Origin of the sequence: Paenirhizobium daejeonense (assembly GCF_014280875.1) — a bacterium.
Taxonomy (GTDB): Bacteria; Pseudomonadota; Alphaproteobacteria; order Rhizobiales; family Rhizobiaceae; genus Allorhizobium; species Allorhizobium daejeonense.
This window is the reverse complement of record NZ_JACLAL010000007.1, coordinates 169,866-184,278: the sequence shown is the minus strand read 5'-3', so window position 1 is coordinate 184,278 and position 14,413 is coordinate 169,866. Positions and strand designations below refer to the sequence as shown.

The following is a 14,413-nucleotide window of genomic DNA, read 5'->3' as shown; positions in this document are numbered from 1 at the left end:
ATCCTCCGGTTGGAATTGCGGAGGCGGAGCCGATGAACTCCGCCTTCCGGCTATGCGAACGCTCGTCAGAGCGTCCAGGTATCGAGGATGAAGGCGCCGTCGCGGCGGTGGATCAGGATCAGGTCCAGCACGTCGAGCGGATTGATCGGCCGGATGCCAGGAATGAGCGAGGGTTCGCCATGCCCGTAAAGCGCCTGAAGCGCGAACCGGCAGGCATAGACCTTGCCGCCTTCTTCCATGAAGCCCTTGAGCTGGTTGTTGAAGTTCAGATGTCCGGGAAAGGCTTCGGCTCCGAGCTTGGGAAAGCCGCGCTGCACGCCGAGCGTGACGCCGGGACCGTAAAGGAGAATGGAGGTTTCGAAGCCCTTCCGCTTCAGGCGCTTCGCCTGCAACAGGTTGACGAGGCCGATCGATCCCTCGAAGGCGACGGTGTGAAAGGTGATGAGGGCTTTTTCACCTTCCTTGGCCTGGACGTCCTCGAAGACCTTTTCCTCGTAGTCGACGAAGAAATCTCCATCGGCGTGGGCCGGTGCGGTAACTGCGGGCATGAATGGCTCCTGTGTTTGAAGTCAGGCCCCGGAGTGGGGTACAGCCATTCAATTGCAAGCAGTATGCCAGTATTGTATTTGCCCAATTTGCAATCAAATCGTGATTTTTTGCATTCAAATATACAGTCAATAGCTGGCTCAAACTTGAGAAGAGTCAAAAATAGCGGCAAAGCCTGCTGAAAACGAAATCATCAATATCAAAAATGAATGCAATCAATATGCATTCATTGCGATTTCCCGGCGTCGTCCGAACCGGCCAGCACTCCGGGCAACGCAACATGCGTCGCATTGTCCGTGCTTTCGCAGGTGACATGGATGCCGGGCAACAATATACAGTCAATCATTGCCCTGACCAATGGATGCCGCACGAGATGAAGACCTGGACCCCCGACCTCAGCCGCAGCAACGGCCCTCGCTACATGGCGATAGCCGATGTCATCGAAATGGACCTGAGGAGCGGCCATCTGGTTGTCGGGGACCGGTTGCCGCCGCAGCGGGAACTCGCCAGAAGGCTCGAAATCGATTTCACCACTGTGGCGCGGGGCTATCTGGAGGCTCAGAAGCGGGGCCTCGTCAGCACCCATGTCGGTCGCGGAACCTTTGTCACCGGCGGCGCCGACAGGGAGCGTCGCGGCTTCATCTCGGATGCCATGCCGGATCCGCGCCGGGCGTCTGTCGTAGACTTCTCCATGAACATGCCACCGGAGCCGGATGATCCGGACCTGATCGCGCGCATGCGCGAGGGGTTCTCATCCGTGGCCACGAACCTTGTGCCGCTCCTGCGTTACCAGGGTTTCGGGGGTGCGGGTATGGACAAGGAAGCCGCCGCCGCATGGCTGAGCCGCCGCGGCCTCGTGCCCTCCCAGGAGCGTATCTTCGTGACGCCCGGCGCCCATCCGACGCTGCTCGCTCTCTTCGGAATGCTGGCGAAGCCCGGCGAGACGGTGCTTTCGGAAAACATAACCTATCCCGGCATGCGCTCGATCGCCGCCCTGTTGCGGCTGAACATTGCCGGCCTGCCGATGGACGATGAAGGCATCATTCCGGCTGCCTTTGCCGAGGCCTGCGAGATGAAGAAGCCGAAGGCGCTTTATCTCAATCCGACGCTGCAGAACCCGATGACGTTCACAATTCCGGAAAAGCGCCGGGAGGAGATCTGCGCGGTCGCGCGCAAGTATCACGTACCGATCGTCGAGGACGACGCCTATGGCTTCATTCCGCTCCATAGTCCGCCGCCGCTCGCGGCCATGGCCCCGGACCTGACCTGGCATATCGGCGGCCTTGCCAAATGCATCGGGGCCGGCCTGCGGCTGGCCTATGTGGTGGCCCCTGACACCAAGGCGGCATGGCCGTTCGTCAGCGCCATGCGGGCCAACAATGTGATGGCCTCACCGCTCTCGGTGGCGCTTGCCACCCGCTGGATCGAAGACGGTACGGCGGACAGTATCCTGCGCTTCATCCGCAGCGAGACGGCGGCGCGGCAGAAACTCGTGGCCGACATTCTGCCGAAGGGCAGCTATCGCGGCGATCCCATCAGCTTCAACATATGGCTGCCATTGACCGGGGGGTGGACGCGCTCCACCTTCGGCAGTCACATGCGCTCCTCCGGGATCGGCGTGGTGGCAAGCGATGCCTTCGCCGTGGACGGCTCCGCCCCGGAAGCGGTCCGGGTGTGCCTCGGAGGCCCGATCCAGCGCCCGCAACTCAAGGCAGCAGTTGAGTTCATGGGCCATGCGCTGGCCAATTCGCCTGAGATGGCCGGCTCATTCTTCTGAGGCGTTTCGCTTCGCCGTCGCGCGGAGCATGCCGTAATGCCTGCGGCGTTCTGGCATGTCGACTCATTGAATGCAATCATGTAGCTTGAAATGAATGCATTCAATATCGATATTGAGTGCTCCTGATTGCGCGCTCTGACAAGGAATGATGTCATGCGAACCGAATGGCCCTCCCTATCCCCGATGCAGACAGGCATTCGCGGTCGTTGCCCCCGGTGCGGCCAGGGGCACCTCTTCAAGGGATTTCTGACGCTCAACCAGAGATGCGAGGCGTGCGGGCTGGACTACTCCTTTGCCGATCCCGCTGACGGTCCGGCATTCTTCGTCATCTGCTTTGCGTGCGTGCCGAGCGTGGCACTCGGTGTCTGGCTGGAGGTGCAGTTCCAGCCCGCCTGGTGGGTCCATCTCCTCGTCACCATTCCCTTCATGTTCCTGACCTGCATACCCCCGCTGCGCCCGCTGAAAGGTTGGCTGGTGGCTAGTCAGTATTTTTACAAGGCAGAGGAAGGAAAGCTCGTCAGAGCATCCAGGCCGGCTTCAGGTCTTGAGGATAAGGAAGCAGCTCTTTCTCCCGGAGAATGAGCGATATCAAGAAGCGAGTCTGTATTGCCCGGCAGTGAAGTGATTACCTAGGCAAAGCGCCAAGCGAGTTCCGCTTGGTACATAATGGTGAGGCGTGGTCGCATTTGACAGGACTCCACGATGAACATGGTGGCCCGCAAGCTGCTGGTTGTAGCACACCTATCTCGGCCCCCGGCGCTGATCTTTCTCCGGCCATTCATCGCTGCACGGTTGACGGAGACCGTGACGGGCCAGCCGAAACTTGAAAAATGAAAGCCACCGGGTCCTTTTATTTGGAGTCCGGTGGCGCTTGCATTCGATGCCGTCCAGGCCTCAGGCCGCGAGAATGACCTTCATCGCCTTTTCGCGAGCGGCATTTCCGAAGACCTCGTAGGCGTCGAGGATCTCGTCGAGCGCGAAACGATGGGTAATCAGCTTGCTCGGGTCGAACTTGCCGGCCTCCACCGTCTTCAAGAGCATCGGCGTGGTGTTGGTGTTCACCAGGCCCATCGAGATGTTGATATTCTTGATCCAGAGATCTTCGATGTGAAGCTCCACCGGCTTGCCGTGAACGCCGACATTGGCGATCTTGCCGCCGGCCGAGACGATCTTCTGGCAGATATCGAAGGTCGCGGGCACGCCCACGGCCTCGATGGCAACATCAACGCCACGTCCGTCGGTCATCGCCATGACCTTGGCGGCCGCATCCTCAGAGCCAACCTGCACCGTATCGGTAGCGCCGAACTGGCGGGCGAGCGCCAGTCGCGCGGGGTCCATGTCGATCATCACGATCTTGCCCGGCGAGTAGAACTGCGCAGTGAGCAGCGCCGACATGCCGACCGGACCCGCGCCGACGATGGCGACGGTGTCACCCGGCTTCACACCGCCCGCCTGCACGCCGATTTCCAGACCCGTGGGCAGGATGTCAGAGAGCATGACCAGCGCTTCCTCGTCCGCCCCGGCCGGGATCGGATAAAGCGAGTTGTCGCCATGGCGGATGCGAACGTATTCGGCCTGCGTGCCATCGACCGTATGGCCAAGCTGCCAGCCGCCGTCGTCGCAATGGGAATAGAGCTGCCGCTTGCAGTTGGGGCAGGAGCCGCAGGATGTGATGCAGGAAATCAGGACGGGATCGCCTTTCCTGAAGTTGCGCACCGCGCTGCCGACTTCATCGACGATACCGACGCCTTCATGGCCGAGCGTGCGTCCCTCGGTGACGGTCGGTACATCACCCTTCAGAATGTGCAGGTCGCTGCCGCAGATGGTCGTCTTCGTGATTTTCACGATGACATCGGTCGGCTCCTGCACGACCGGCTTGGGCTTCTCGACCCAATCCTTCTTGCCCGGTCCATTATAGACAAGCGCTTTCATCAGATCCTCCCTAGGGGGTATGCCCCTCAGCATGATATTACAAAGATCGCACAAACCGGTCTCCTGTCCGGATGGTGGAGTGCAAAACGACACCCGCAGCCACCATAGCCAACGGGGAGGATCGCCGCTGGCCGAGCTTTGCTCCATTACGGAAGCGGATGATCGAAAACAGAAGCAATTGGCTGACAAGACAAGTCCACCGCCGGAACGGACCGGCGCTCGCCGTTCGGAGAAACTGCGATTTCGGGAAGTCAGGAAATACGGGGCGTCAGGCCCCGTTCGGACCCCCTGCCTGTCAGGTCGCCGGGAGCTTGGCCGGGCGGTTGCGCAGCGTCTGATAGGGGCTTTCGCCGAAGCGCCGGCGATAGCTCGTGGCCATAGCGGTGAGGTTCACATAGCCGCGCGAAAGCCCTATCGAGGAGACCGTTTCACCGGGAGGTGCTTCCTCCAGCGCCTTGCGCAGGCCGTCGAGACGGCGTGCCGTCAGGTAATCGTGCGGCGTGATGCCGCGAAACCGCCTGAAGCCATCGGAAAGGCTTCGGGCGGAAATGCCGACTTCGGCGGCAATCTCGATGACCGAGAGACCCTCATGCGCCCGTTCCTCCATCAGCCGTTCCGCCTCGCGCACATATCTCGGCGCGGCGCCGCGCGCGCCGGTATCGAGGTTGAGGCCGGAGCATTCCGCCCATCCGCGCAACAACTCCAGGCACAGCATTTCCTCAATGCGCTTTTCGATCAGCGGGCTTGATATGCGGTCGTCGCGGGCATCGACGGATCGCGTTGCGTAGTCCACGAGCGACAGCCAGGCGGAATTGCCCCGACCGAACAGCAGGCGTTTCTTCCAGAGGTCGTCTTCGGGAACAAAGCCGTACCATCGCTGCGCCGTTTCCTCCATCAGGCTGTGGGGGATGGTCAGGTTGAACTGCAGGTCGTCGCCATTGGCGACGTTCCAGTAGTCCGTGCGGCTGCAATCGACCACATAGCTGTCGCCGGGACGGGTATCGATGCTGGCACCATCTGCAAGCGGATGGCGCACGCTGCCCCGCATGGTGTTGACGACGATGATGTTGCCCGACGATGGATCGAATTCATCGGCCTTTGTCGGCACGCCAAAGCAGAAGCGGCTTAGAATGATCCGGCCGATCGAAAGGGTGCGCAAGGTGGCGTTCGGGTCCGCTCCCTTTACCAGCGGCCGCGCCGCGAGCGGCATGTAGACCCTATTGCAAAACGCGTTGACCTCAGCCCACTCCCGGGAAGCATTCAGTTTTCCGTTCAGGAGCGGCTGGCCCTGCGCATCGTAGACCAGCGCATTTTCCAGCATTCGAGCATCCTCCTCCAGATACCGCCGGCATTGTGCCCGCAAACGCGGAGATTTCAATTGGCAGATTGCAGCATGCGACGCCCGCTTCCGATCCTCGGGCGGGATCGGCGAGGTTTTCTGTCTATTCCCTGTTCAACGCCGCCTGCAGGGTCTGGCGCATTTCGGCGGCGACGTCGGAAAGCGTGGCGATGACCCGCTCCGCCAGCCGCGAGCGGCTGCTCTTGGCGGGGCGCCAGACCACGAGCGAATAGGGAACGCTGACGCCGAGGCGGCGCAGCACGACGCCCTTGCCGATGTGGTTTTCGGCGGTCAGCGGATTGATGATCGAGACGCCGAGCCCTGCGGAGACCATCGAACAGACGCTGGCCGCCGTCGTGGTTTCCACCGCGTAGCTGCGGGTGATGCCAGCCTCGAAGAAGATATCGTCCAGTTTTCGTCTGTAGGGGTCGTCCTGGGAGAAATAGACGAAGGGTTCGTTGTTTAAATCCTCCGGCATCAGGACCTTCTTCCCGGCAAGAGGGTGGCCGATCGGCAGCACGCAGACCAGTTCGCCAACCTCGATATTCTGGCTGATGACGCCCTGCTGTTCGAACCGTCCCTCGGTGACGCCGAGATCGAAGACGGTGGTCGATACCTCGTGCTGCAGGGAAAGTTCTTCCAGCGAATGGAGGGAGAGATGCACGGCCGGGCGCTGTTTCTGAAGCCTCTGGGCGACGCGGGGCATGACGGATTCGGCGAAGGCCGGAATGGTGGCGATGCGGAAGTTCGCAGCATTGTAGGTGCGGATCGCAGATGCCGCGCGGCTGATCTCGTCCATGCCGACGAAGGACCGGCGCACCACCTCATGCAGCAGCAATGCCTGGTTGGTGGGCGTGAGGCGTTTGCCGAAACGCAGGAACAGATCGAAGCCGATCCGCTGTTCCATTTCGCGCAATTCGCGGCTGATCGTCGGCTGGGAAGTTCCGAGTGCGGCGGCGGCGGCCGTCACGCTCTTGTTGACCATCACCGCGTTGAAAACCTCGATCTGGCGCTGGTTGAGACGCATCGCCGGTTCCTTCTCCCTGAAGCCGGGAAAAGAGCTTTTGTTCTGGCGGTTTTCCACCCCTCCCGGAAATGACGAACATCAATGTCAGCCATTTTGCATATATCAAAAATGAATAAGACGGCTTTAGCAATTATTTCCCAAGCATGACAATATCTGAAATCACTCACGCATTCGACGGCCGGACAGGCCGACATTCGTGATGGGATGACACGATACATGGTAATGACGACCCCCCGGAAAATTCAGTCGGACCAGCAGGCGTGGTTTCACTATCGCGCCGGCGAACTGCATGTGGAAGGCCTCTGTCTTACCGACATCGCGAGGCAGGTTCCGACCCCGTTCTACTGCTATTCGGCAGAGGCGATGCGCTGGGCTTATTCCGTTCTTTCCGATGCGCTGAGCCCCATCGGCGTTTCCATCTGTTTCGCGGTGAAGGCGAACAGCAACATCGCCGTTCTGCGGCTCCTGTCCGAACTCGGCTGCGGCATGGACATCGTCTCCGGCGGTGAACTGGAGCGAGCGCTGGCTGCCGGCGCGCCATCCTCGCGGATCATCTTTTCCGGTGTCGGCAAGACGCGGGCCGAAATCGCCCATGCTCTCGAAACCGGCATTCACCAGATCAACGTTGAATCCGCTGCGGAAATCGAGGTGATCGCGGAGGTAGCCCGCTCTCTCGGACGCCGCGCCACCATTGCGCTGCGTGTGAACCCGGATGTCGACGCCAAGACCCACGCCAAGATCACCACGGCGACCAAGGACAGCAAGTTCGGCATCGCCATCGACGACATTCCCGAACTTTACGCCAAGGCTGCCGCACGGCCGGAACTCGACGTGCAGGGGCTGGCCGTTCATATCGGATCGCAGGTTCAGGACCTTTCTCCGTTCCGCCACGCCTTCGCCTCGATGGCAGGGCTGGTGACGGCGCTGCGTGCCAAGGGGCTCGAAGTTCCGCGCCTCGATCTCGGCGGCGGCATCGGCATCGCCTTCGGTGACAATCCGGGTCCGGATATCGCCGAATATGCCTCGATCATCGCCGAGACCGTCGGCAACCTCGGCTGTCAGCTGACCGTGGAGCCTGGCCGCTGGCTGGTCGGCCGCGCCGGGCTTCTGGTCACCGAACTGCTTTATCTCAAGGACGGTCAGGACGGTTATGTCGCCATCGTCGATGCGGGCATGAACGACCTCATGCGCCCCGCGCTTTATGATGCCAAACACCCCGTTCTACCGTTCCATCAGGCGAAGGGCGCGGCCGCAGCGCCCCGCTACCGGATCGTCGGGCCGATCTGCGAAAGCTCGGATGATTTCGGCGCCTATGAAGGGCTCGGCGAACTGAAGGCCGGCGATCTTCTGACGTTCGACTGCGCCGGCGCTTACGGCGCCTCGATGGCATCGACCTACAATTCGCGCGATCTCGTGGCCGAAGTGCTGGTCGATGGCGATCACTTCCGCACCATCCGCCGCCGGCAGAGCATTCGCGAAGTGCTGGAGCTTGAAGACGGCGGCAATTGGCAGAACGGCCCTGCCCCGGCGCGGAAAGCTGCCGGCTGAACATATTGCGCGGCCCGATCCCTTGGGAGGGACGGGCCGTGAACCGTTCCGGTCCGGAACGAGCCGCAAAGGCGGGGCCGATGCCCCGCATCCGCGGGATTGGGGAACTAACAAAGAAGAAGGAGAACTGAATGCTTGATAAACTGAAACTCCTGGTGACGACCGGCCTTCTCGGCCTGACGTTGATGTCGCCGGCTCTTGCCGCCGACCACACGCTGCGGATCGCCTACACCGAAGATCCGAAGACGGCCGACGTCCAGAAGACCTCGGACGCCTACACGCTGCCGCTCAACATCTTCGACCGTCTCGTCGAGGCCGAGACCAGCGGCCCCGGCCAGTCGAAGCTCACCGCCGGCCTCGCCGAGAGCTGGGACGTTTCGGAAGACGGCAAGACCTACACCTTCCACCTGCGCAAGGGCGTGCTTTTCCACAATGGCGAAGAGCTGAAGGCCGATGACGTCGTCTTCACCTTCGACCGCATGCTGGATCCGAAGACCAAGGCGCTCGGCACCGATATTCTCGATTTCGTCGATGGCGCAAGCGAGCGTCTGGACGGCACAGCAACCTCCGTTCGCGGCCTGCAGGCCGTAGACGATTACACTGTCAAGATCGTCCTGAAGGAGCCTTATGCCGCGTTCATCGCGTTGATGGCGAGCCCGCAGGCCTCGATCTTCAATCGCAAGTTCACCGAGCCGCTCGGCGATCAGTTCGGCCTTTCGCCGGAGACCACCAACGGTACTGGCCCGTTCGTTCTCAAGGAATATAACCTGAACGACAGCCAGGTCATGGAAGCAAACGAGAACTACTACAAGGGCCGGCCGAAGCTGGACCGGATCGTGGTTCGCGTCGTGGCCGATGCGGAAACCCTGCGCATGCTGTTCGAATCCGACGAACTCGACGTGTTCGACGTCGACTACGCCACGACGCAGCTGCCCTACTTCCTCTCCAGCGACAAGTGGAAGGACCAAATTCGGTCCGGCCCGCGCGTCGGCATCTACTATTACAACATCAACCAGGCGGTGAAGCCCTTCGACGACGTGCGCGTCCGCAAGGCCTTCCAGATGGCGATCAACCGCCAGGAAATCCTCGAGAAGAACTTCTACGGCAAGGGCATGATCGAAAACGGCGTCATGCCGCGCGGTGTGACCTGCTATGCTCCGGCGACCCCGATCGAGTACAATCCGGAAAAGGCCAAGCAGCTTCTGGCCGAAGCCGGCTATCCGAACGGCGTCGACATCAACCTGACGCAGGTCAGCAGCTGGTCGTCGAAGTGGTCTGACATGAACCAGATCATCCAGTCCCAGATCAAGGCGTCCGGTTTCAACGCCCAGATCAAGATGATGGACGAGTCTGCCTACCTTGATGCCCGCAAGGCCGGCACCGTCGATAACTACACGCAGACCTGGTCGGCCGACTTCAACGACCCGGACAACTTCTTCTACACCTTCTTCAGCAAGAGCGGCACGGCCGTGCGCGGCTACAACAACAACGATCCGGAAGTCTTCGCCGCGCTCGACAAGGCGCGCACGATGACCAATGCCGACGAGCGTTGCGCCCTCTATCAGAAGATGAACGAGCGGATCGTGCAGGAAGATGCCGCCTGGGTACCGCTGTTCAGCCTCGATCACACCTATGTCGTACAGCCGCGCGTGAAGAACTTCACCGTTCCGTGGAACGGCTGGAGCGACATGAGCTACTACCAGATGGAAGTCGAGTAAGACCTATTGCGCGGCGGGTCTCGTTTGAGATCCGCCGCCTCCGCCTGCTCTCGTCCATCCTTCCCGGTTCATTGGAGCCCGCACCGGTGCGGCCCTCGATCCGGCGACCGACCATGAAAGAAACCCACCGATGCTGATGTTTGCTATAAAGCGCATCGCGGCTTCGATCCCTGTTCTGATCGGCATCACGGCGCTGCTCTTCGTCATGCTGAACGTCATTCCGGGCGATCCGATCGCTCTCCTGATGAAGGAGCACGCGAGCCCCGAGGTTATCGAGCGCGTGCGCGCCCAGATGCATCTCGACGATCCGCTCATCACCCGCTACTTCCGCTTCCTCGCGGGCGCGGTGCAGGGCGATCTCGGCATGTCGATCAAGCTGAACCGCAGTGTGACGACACTGATCCTCAACGCCTTCCCGAACACGCTCTATCTGGCGGTCTGTGCGGCGATCGTCTCATGGGTGATCGGCATTCCGGTGGGGGTTCTCTCGGCCGTGCGGCGCGATTCCGCGCTCGACCATTTCTTCATGGGCTTTTCGCTGCTCGGCGTTTCCATGCCAATCTTCTGGTCGGCGCTGCTGATGCAATACATCTTCGCGCTCAAGCTGAAATGGCTGCCGGTTTCCGGCTTCTATGGCTTCGAATATGTCATCATGCCGGCCATCGTGCTGGGTTGGAGTTCGGCGGGCGTGATTGCGCGCCTCACCCGCTCGAGCCTTCTGGAAGTCATGCGGCACGACTATATCCGCACCGCCCGCGCCAAGGGACTGCGCGAGATCAAGGTCATCATGCGTCATGCGCTGAAGAACTCGCTCATTCCGGTGGTGACGATCATGGCGATCCAGGTGGCGAGCCTGCTGTCCGGCGCGGTCATCACCGAGGCGATCTTTGGCATTCCTGGCGTCGGCCGTATCTCCGTCAACGCCATCCAGGCCCGCGACATGCCGCTGCTTCAGGGATCGGTTCTCTTTGCCACGGCGCTGGTCATTTTCGGCAATCTGGTGGCTGACATTCTCTATTCCGTTCTCGATCCCCGCATCCGCCACCAGATGAAGGGAGGCGCGAAATGACTGAAGTGAACGCAGCTCCGGAAGAAATCATCGAAAGCGGAGAAAGCGACAGCTTCCTGCGCGATACCATCCGGGTCTTCCGCAAGAACAAGATGGCGATGGTGGGCCTGCTCCTCGTCAGCCTGCTCTTCCTCGTCGCCTTCTTCATCCCGATCATCAGCCCGCACGATCCTTACCGGGTGGCGCTCGACGAACAGTTCCTGCCGCCGTCTTCCAGCTACTGGCTCGGAACCGACAATTTCGGCCGGGACCTTTTGACGCGTATTCTCTATGGCGCGCGCATCTCGCTTCTGGTCGGCATCGTGCCGAGCTTCATCTCGCTGATGATCGGCGCTGTCATGGGCATCGTCAGCGGCTATTACGGCGGCAAGATCGATTTCATCATCATGCGGCTGGCCGACACGATGATCGCCTTTCCCTCGCTGCTGCTGGCGATGGTGGTGATGTATACGCTTGGCGCCAACCTCTTCAACATCTTCATCGCACTCAGCCTCGTCGGCTGGGCGGGCGTTGCGCGCGTGGTCCGCTCACAGACGCTGGCGCTGAAGGAGAAGGAATTCATCGAGGCCGCTCGCGCCGTCGGAACGACGAGGGCGAAGATCATGGTCCGCCATATCTTTCCGAACATCGTGCCAACGCTGATCGTGCTCTTCTCGCTCAGCATTCCCGAAGCGATCATGTGGGAATCAAGCCTTTCCTTCCTCGGCGTCGGGGTTCAGCCGCCGGAAGCGAGCTGGGGCCTCTTGGTCGCCAAGGGCAAGGAATACCTGTTCGCCTCGCCGCTCGTCGCCATCATGCCCGGCGTCGCGATCCTGATCACGGTGCTCGCATTCAATTTCATCGGCGACGGTCTGCGCGACGCGCTCGACCCCTACATGAAGGACTGAGGCCGTGACGATGACGGATCAAAACCAGTTGCTGAGCGTGCGCAACCTGCGCACCGATTTCCGCGGCCATCGCGGCGCCGTGCGGGTGGTGGACAACGTGTCCTTCGACGTCGGACGCGGCCGGATCGTTGGCCTCGTCGGGGAATCCGGCTCCGGCAAGAGCGTCACCTCGCTCTCGCTGATGGGCCTCGTGGCTTCACCCTCGGGCCTCGTCACCGCCGACAGCATCATGTTCGACGGGAGCGATCTGACGAAGCTCACCCCCGACCAGCTGCGCCACAAGCGCGGCCGCGACATGTCCATGGTCTTCCAGGAGCCGATGACTTCGCTCAATCCTGTCCGCACCATGGTGCAGCAGGTAGGCGAACCCCTGTCCATCCATACGGATCTCGGCCGGCGCGCCATTCGCGAGAAGGTGCTGCACATGTTCGAGACGGTGGGCATCCCCGAGCCCGCCGCGCGTCTCGACGCCTATCCGCACGAGCTTTCCGGCGGCCTCCGCCAGCGTGCGATGATCGCGATGGGCCTCATCTGCGAACCGAAGCTTTTGATCGCCGACGAGCCGACGACGGCGCTCGACGTGACCACGCAGGCCCAGATCCTGCGGCTGATGGTGGCGCTGCGCGACCGCATCGGCACAGCGATCATCATGATCACCCACGATCTCGGCATCATCGCCGAGATGTGCGACGAGGTGAACGTGATGTATGCCGGCCAGATCGTCGAGCAGGCCGATGTCTTCGACCTGTTCGACCGGCCGTCGCATCCCTATACCCGCGGCCTGCTCGCCTCGATCCCGAAGGCGACGGAAAAGCGCACCGGCGAGCGCATGAGCAGCATCAAGGGCGTCGTGCCCAATCTGGCCAAGCTGCCGCAGGGCTGCCGGTTCCACCCCCGCTGCGGCGACGCCATGCCGATCTGCAGCGTCAAGTCGCCGGAACTCGTCGATCTCGGAAAAGGCCACAAGGCCCGCTGCTGGCTCCACGACAAGCAGGGAGCTGCGGCATGAGCGAAGTCCTCATTTCCACCGACCAGCTGACCAAGTATTACCGCATGAGCGCGGGCTTCCTCGGCTCGCGCGACAAGGTGATCCGAGCCGTCGATGGCGTCAGTCTCGAAATCTACGAGCGGGAAACCTTCGCGCTGGTGGGTGAATCCGGTTGCGGCAAGACCACGCTCGGGCGCGCCATGCTGCGGCTGGTCGAGCGCACCGCCGGCAGTGTCAACTATCGCGGACAGGATCTCCATTCGCTCGACGAAGGCTCGATGCGGGCGATGCGCAAGAAGCTGCAGATCGTCTTCCAGGATCCGTTCGCCTCGCTCAATCCGCGCATGCGGGTCAAGGATATCCTGGCCGAACCGCTGAGGGCGCATGCCTACGGAAGCGAAGCCCGGATCGAGGAACGCTGCCGGGAACTGCTCGAAGTGGTCGGCCTGCGGCCGCATCTGATGCGGCATTACCCACACCAGTTCAGCGGCGGCCAGCGCCAGCGTATCGGCGTTGCCCGCGCACTCGCCAACAACCCGGAATTCGTCGTCTGCGACGAGGCCGTGTCGGCGCTCGACGTATCGATCCAGGCGCAGGTGCTGAACCTCCTGCGCGACCTGCAGGAACAACTCAAGCTCACCTACCTGTTCATCACTCACGACCTTAGCGTCGTCAGGCAGTTTGCCGACCGCATCGGTGTGATGTTCCTCGGGCGACTGGTGGAAGTGGGGACCACGGAGGAGATCTTCTCCAATCCGCGTCATCCCTATACCATGTTCCTGATTTCCGCCGTGCCGCGCGCCGATCCGCATCAGCGCAATCGCGAACGTCCGGTGCTGGTGGGCGACATTCCGAGCCCGGTGAACCTGCCGAGCGGCTGTCGCTTCCACACGCGCTGCCCCTATGCCAAGGATATCTGCCGCACGGAAGATCCGGCGCTGGCGACCAATGACGGCCGGGGCGTTGCTTGTCATTTTCCGCTGGGCGAATAAGCCCGGCGGCTCTGTGAGGTTAGGGAAGGAAAGAACATGGACCTGATCGTGAAGAAGATCGGCGACGAGCTGTGGGAAGCCCGTCATGGCGACCGGAGCTGGCGTTGCGCCGTCGGCCGCGGCGGCATTCATCTCGAAAAGACCGAGGGCGATGGCGTCAGCCCCGTCGGCTGCTGGCCGATCCGGCATCTCTATTACCGCGCCGACCGCATGGAAAAGCCCGCGACTGCCCTGCCCTGCACGCCCATCGACCGTCTCGACGGCTGGTGCGACGAGCCTTCCGATCCGCAGTACAACCGCAAGGTCCGGCTTCCCTACGCGGCAAGCCATGAGGAACTCTGGCGGGAAGACGAGGTCTACGACATCGTCGTGGTGCTCGGTCACAACGACGATCCGGTGGTGCCGGGCGCCGGCAGCGCGATCTTCCTGCATCTCGCGCGCGACAACTATTCGCCGACGGCCGGCTGCGCCGCACTTTCCCGCGACGACCTTCTGGAGTTTCTGGCCCGGGCGGAACCGTCCGTCAGCCTCTGCTTCAGCGACGCGGCCTGATCCCGCGTCGCATTCGCCTCGCTACCTTTCATTGATAG

13 protein-coding genes are annotated in these 14,413 nt (G+C 61.7%); 9 read left to right on the top strand and 4 right to left on the bottom strand.

The features are described from left to right. Window positions 1–65: 65 nt before the first annotated feature. Window positions 66–548 (bottom strand): MSMEG_0572/Sll0783 family nitrogen starvation response protein, encoded by a 483-nt coding sequence (locus H4I99_RS18315; RefSeq protein WP_163897995.1) that lies wholly within the window; start codon window positions 546–548, stop codon window positions 66–68. 371 nt (window positions 549–919) lie between these two features. On the opposite strand from H4I99_RS18315, the gene H4I99_RS18310 reads away from it, so the two are divergent. Together H4I99_RS18310 and H4I99_RS18305 are read left to right on the top strand one after the other, a co-directional pair. Beyond that, window positions 920–2,323 carry an aminotransferase-like domain-containing protein gene (locus H4I99_RS18310; RefSeq protein ID WP_163897993.1) on the top strand — a complete coding sequence of 468 codons (1,404 nt, stop codon included), beginning with the start codon at window positions 920–922 and terminating at the stop codon, window positions 2,321–2,323. A gap of 153 nt (window positions 2,324–2,476) precedes the next feature. Then, the gene (locus H4I99_RS18305; protein WP_163897990.1) at window positions 2,477–2,905 is read left to right on the top strand and encodes a DUF983 domain-containing protein; all 429 of its coding nucleotides are present in this window, start codon (window positions 2,477–2,479) and stop codon (window positions 2,903–2,905) included. A 312-nt stretch (window positions 2,906–3,217) separates the two neighbouring features. Here H4I99_RS18305 and H4I99_RS18300 read toward each other — a convergent pair whose 3' ends face one another. The 3 genes from H4I99_RS18300 to H4I99_RS18290 all read right to left on the bottom strand — a co-directional run bounded on the left by H4I99_RS18300 (window position 3,218) and on the right by H4I99_RS18290 (window position 6,621). Then, complete coding sequence (locus H4I99_RS18300; RefSeq protein ID WP_163897987.1) at window positions 3,218–4,255, bottom strand: zinc-dependent alcohol dehydrogenase family protein; 1,038 nt, start codon at window positions 4,253–4,255, stop codon at window positions 3,218–3,220. Between the two features lie 295 nt (window positions 4,256–4,550). Then, a complete protein-coding gene (locus H4I99_RS18295) occupies window positions 4,551–5,576 on the bottom strand; it encodes an AraC family transcriptional regulator (RefSeq protein WP_163897985.1) in 1,026 nt (341 codons plus the stop codon). Between the two features lie 121 nt (window positions 5,577–5,697). Next, a complete protein-coding gene (locus H4I99_RS18290; RefSeq protein ID WP_163897982.1) occupies window positions 5,698–6,621 on the bottom strand; it encodes a LysR family transcriptional regulator in 924 nt (307 codons plus the stop codon). A 222-nt stretch (window positions 6,622–6,843) separates the two neighbouring features. Between H4I99_RS18290 and lysA the strand changes: the two genes are divergently transcribed. From lysA to H4I99_RS18255, 7 genes are all read left to right on the top strand, one after another. Beyond that, window positions 6,844–8,169, top strand: coding sequence for a diaminopimelate decarboxylase (lysA, locus tag H4I99_RS18285; RefSeq protein WP_163897979.1), 1,326 nt, complete (start codon window positions 6,844–6,846; stop codon window positions 8,167–8,169). Between the two features lie 131 nt (window positions 8,170–8,300). After that, window positions 8,301–9,887: an ABC transporter substrate-binding protein gene (locus tag H4I99_RS18280; protein ID WP_163897976.1), complete on the top strand. Its 1,587-nt coding sequence runs from the start codon at window positions 8,301–8,303 to the stop codon at window positions 9,885–9,887. Between the two features lie 130 nt (window positions 9,888–10,017). Then, complete coding sequence (locus tag H4I99_RS18275; protein WP_163897973.1) at window positions 10,018–10,956, top strand: ABC transporter permease; 939 nt, start codon at window positions 10,018–10,020, stop codon at window positions 10,954–10,956. Continuing rightward, on the top strand, window positions 10,953–11,843 hold the full coding sequence (locus H4I99_RS18270; RefSeq protein WP_163897970.1) for an ABC transporter permease: 891 nt from the start codon (window positions 10,953–10,955) through the stop codon (window positions 11,841–11,843). The genes H4I99_RS18275 and H4I99_RS18270 overlap by 4 nt, the downstream gene beginning before the upstream one ends. A 10-nt stretch (window positions 11,844–11,853) precedes the next feature. Next, entirely contained in the window at window positions 11,854–12,852 is a 999-nt protein-coding gene (locus H4I99_RS18265; protein ID WP_099060828.1) for an ABC transporter ATP-binding protein, read from the top strand. Further along, a complete protein-coding gene (locus H4I99_RS18260; protein WP_163897967.1) occupies window positions 12,849–13,823 on the top strand; it encodes an ABC transporter ATP-binding protein in 975 nt (324 codons plus the stop codon). The genes H4I99_RS18265 and H4I99_RS18260 overlap by 4 nt, the downstream gene beginning before the upstream one ends. 36 nt (window positions 13,824–13,859) lie before the next feature. Then, window positions 13,860–14,375 (top strand): L,D-transpeptidase family protein, encoded by a 516-nt coding sequence (locus H4I99_RS18255; protein WP_163897964.1) that lies wholly within the window; start codon window positions 13,860–13,862, stop codon window positions 14,373–14,375. Window positions 14,376–14,413: the final 38 nt, after the last annotated feature.

Excerpts from the sequence above, each read along its gene's own strand:
- H4I99_RS18315 (WP_163897995.1), bottom strand. The coding sequence starts at position 548 with ATGCCCGCAGTTACCGCACCGGCCCACGCCGATGGAGATTTCTTCGTC.
- H4I99_RS18310 (WP_163897993.1), top strand. The coding sequence starts at position 920 with ATGAAGACCTGGACCCCCGACCTCAGCCGCAGCAACGGCCCTCGCTAC.
- H4I99_RS18305 (WP_163897990.1), top strand. The coding sequence starts at position 2,477 with ATGCGAACCGAATGGCCCTCCCTATCCCCGATGCAGACAGGCATTCGC.
- H4I99_RS18300 (WP_163897987.1), bottom strand. The coding sequence starts at position 4,255 with ATGAAAGCGCTTGTCTATAATGGACCGGGCAAGAAGGATTGGGTCGAG.
- H4I99_RS18295 (WP_163897985.1), bottom strand. The coding sequence starts at position 5,576 with ATGCTGGAAAATGCGCTGGTCTACGATGCGCAGGGCCAGCCGCTCCTG.
- H4I99_RS18290 (WP_163897982.1), bottom strand. The coding sequence starts at position 6,621 with ATGCGTCTCAACCAGCGCCAGATCGAGGTTTTCAACGCGGTGATGGTC.
- lysA (WP_163897979.1), top strand. The coding sequence starts at position 6,844 with ATGACGACCCCCCGGAAAATTCAGTCGGACCAGCAGGCGTGGTTTCAC.
- H4I99_RS18280 (WP_163897976.1), top strand. The coding sequence starts at position 8,301 with ATGCTTGATAAACTGAAACTCCTGGTGACGACCGGCCTTCTCGGCCTG.
- H4I99_RS18275 (WP_163897973.1), top strand. The coding sequence starts at position 10,018 with ATGCTGATGTTTGCTATAAAGCGCATCGCGGCTTCGATCCCTGTTCTG.
- H4I99_RS18270 (WP_163897970.1), top strand. The coding sequence starts at position 10,953 with ATGACTGAAGTGAACGCAGCTCCGGAAGAAATCATCGAAAGCGGAGAA.
- H4I99_RS18265 (WP_099060828.1), top strand. The coding sequence starts at position 11,854 with ATGACGGATCAAAACCAGTTGCTGAGCGTGCGCAACCTGCGCACCGAT.
- H4I99_RS18260 (WP_163897967.1), top strand. The coding sequence starts at position 12,849 with ATGAGCGAAGTCCTCATTTCCACCGACCAGCTGACCAAGTATTACCGC.
- H4I99_RS18255 (WP_163897964.1), top strand. The coding sequence starts at position 13,860 with ATGGACCTGATCGTGAAGAAGATCGGCGACGAGCTGTGGGAAGCCCGT.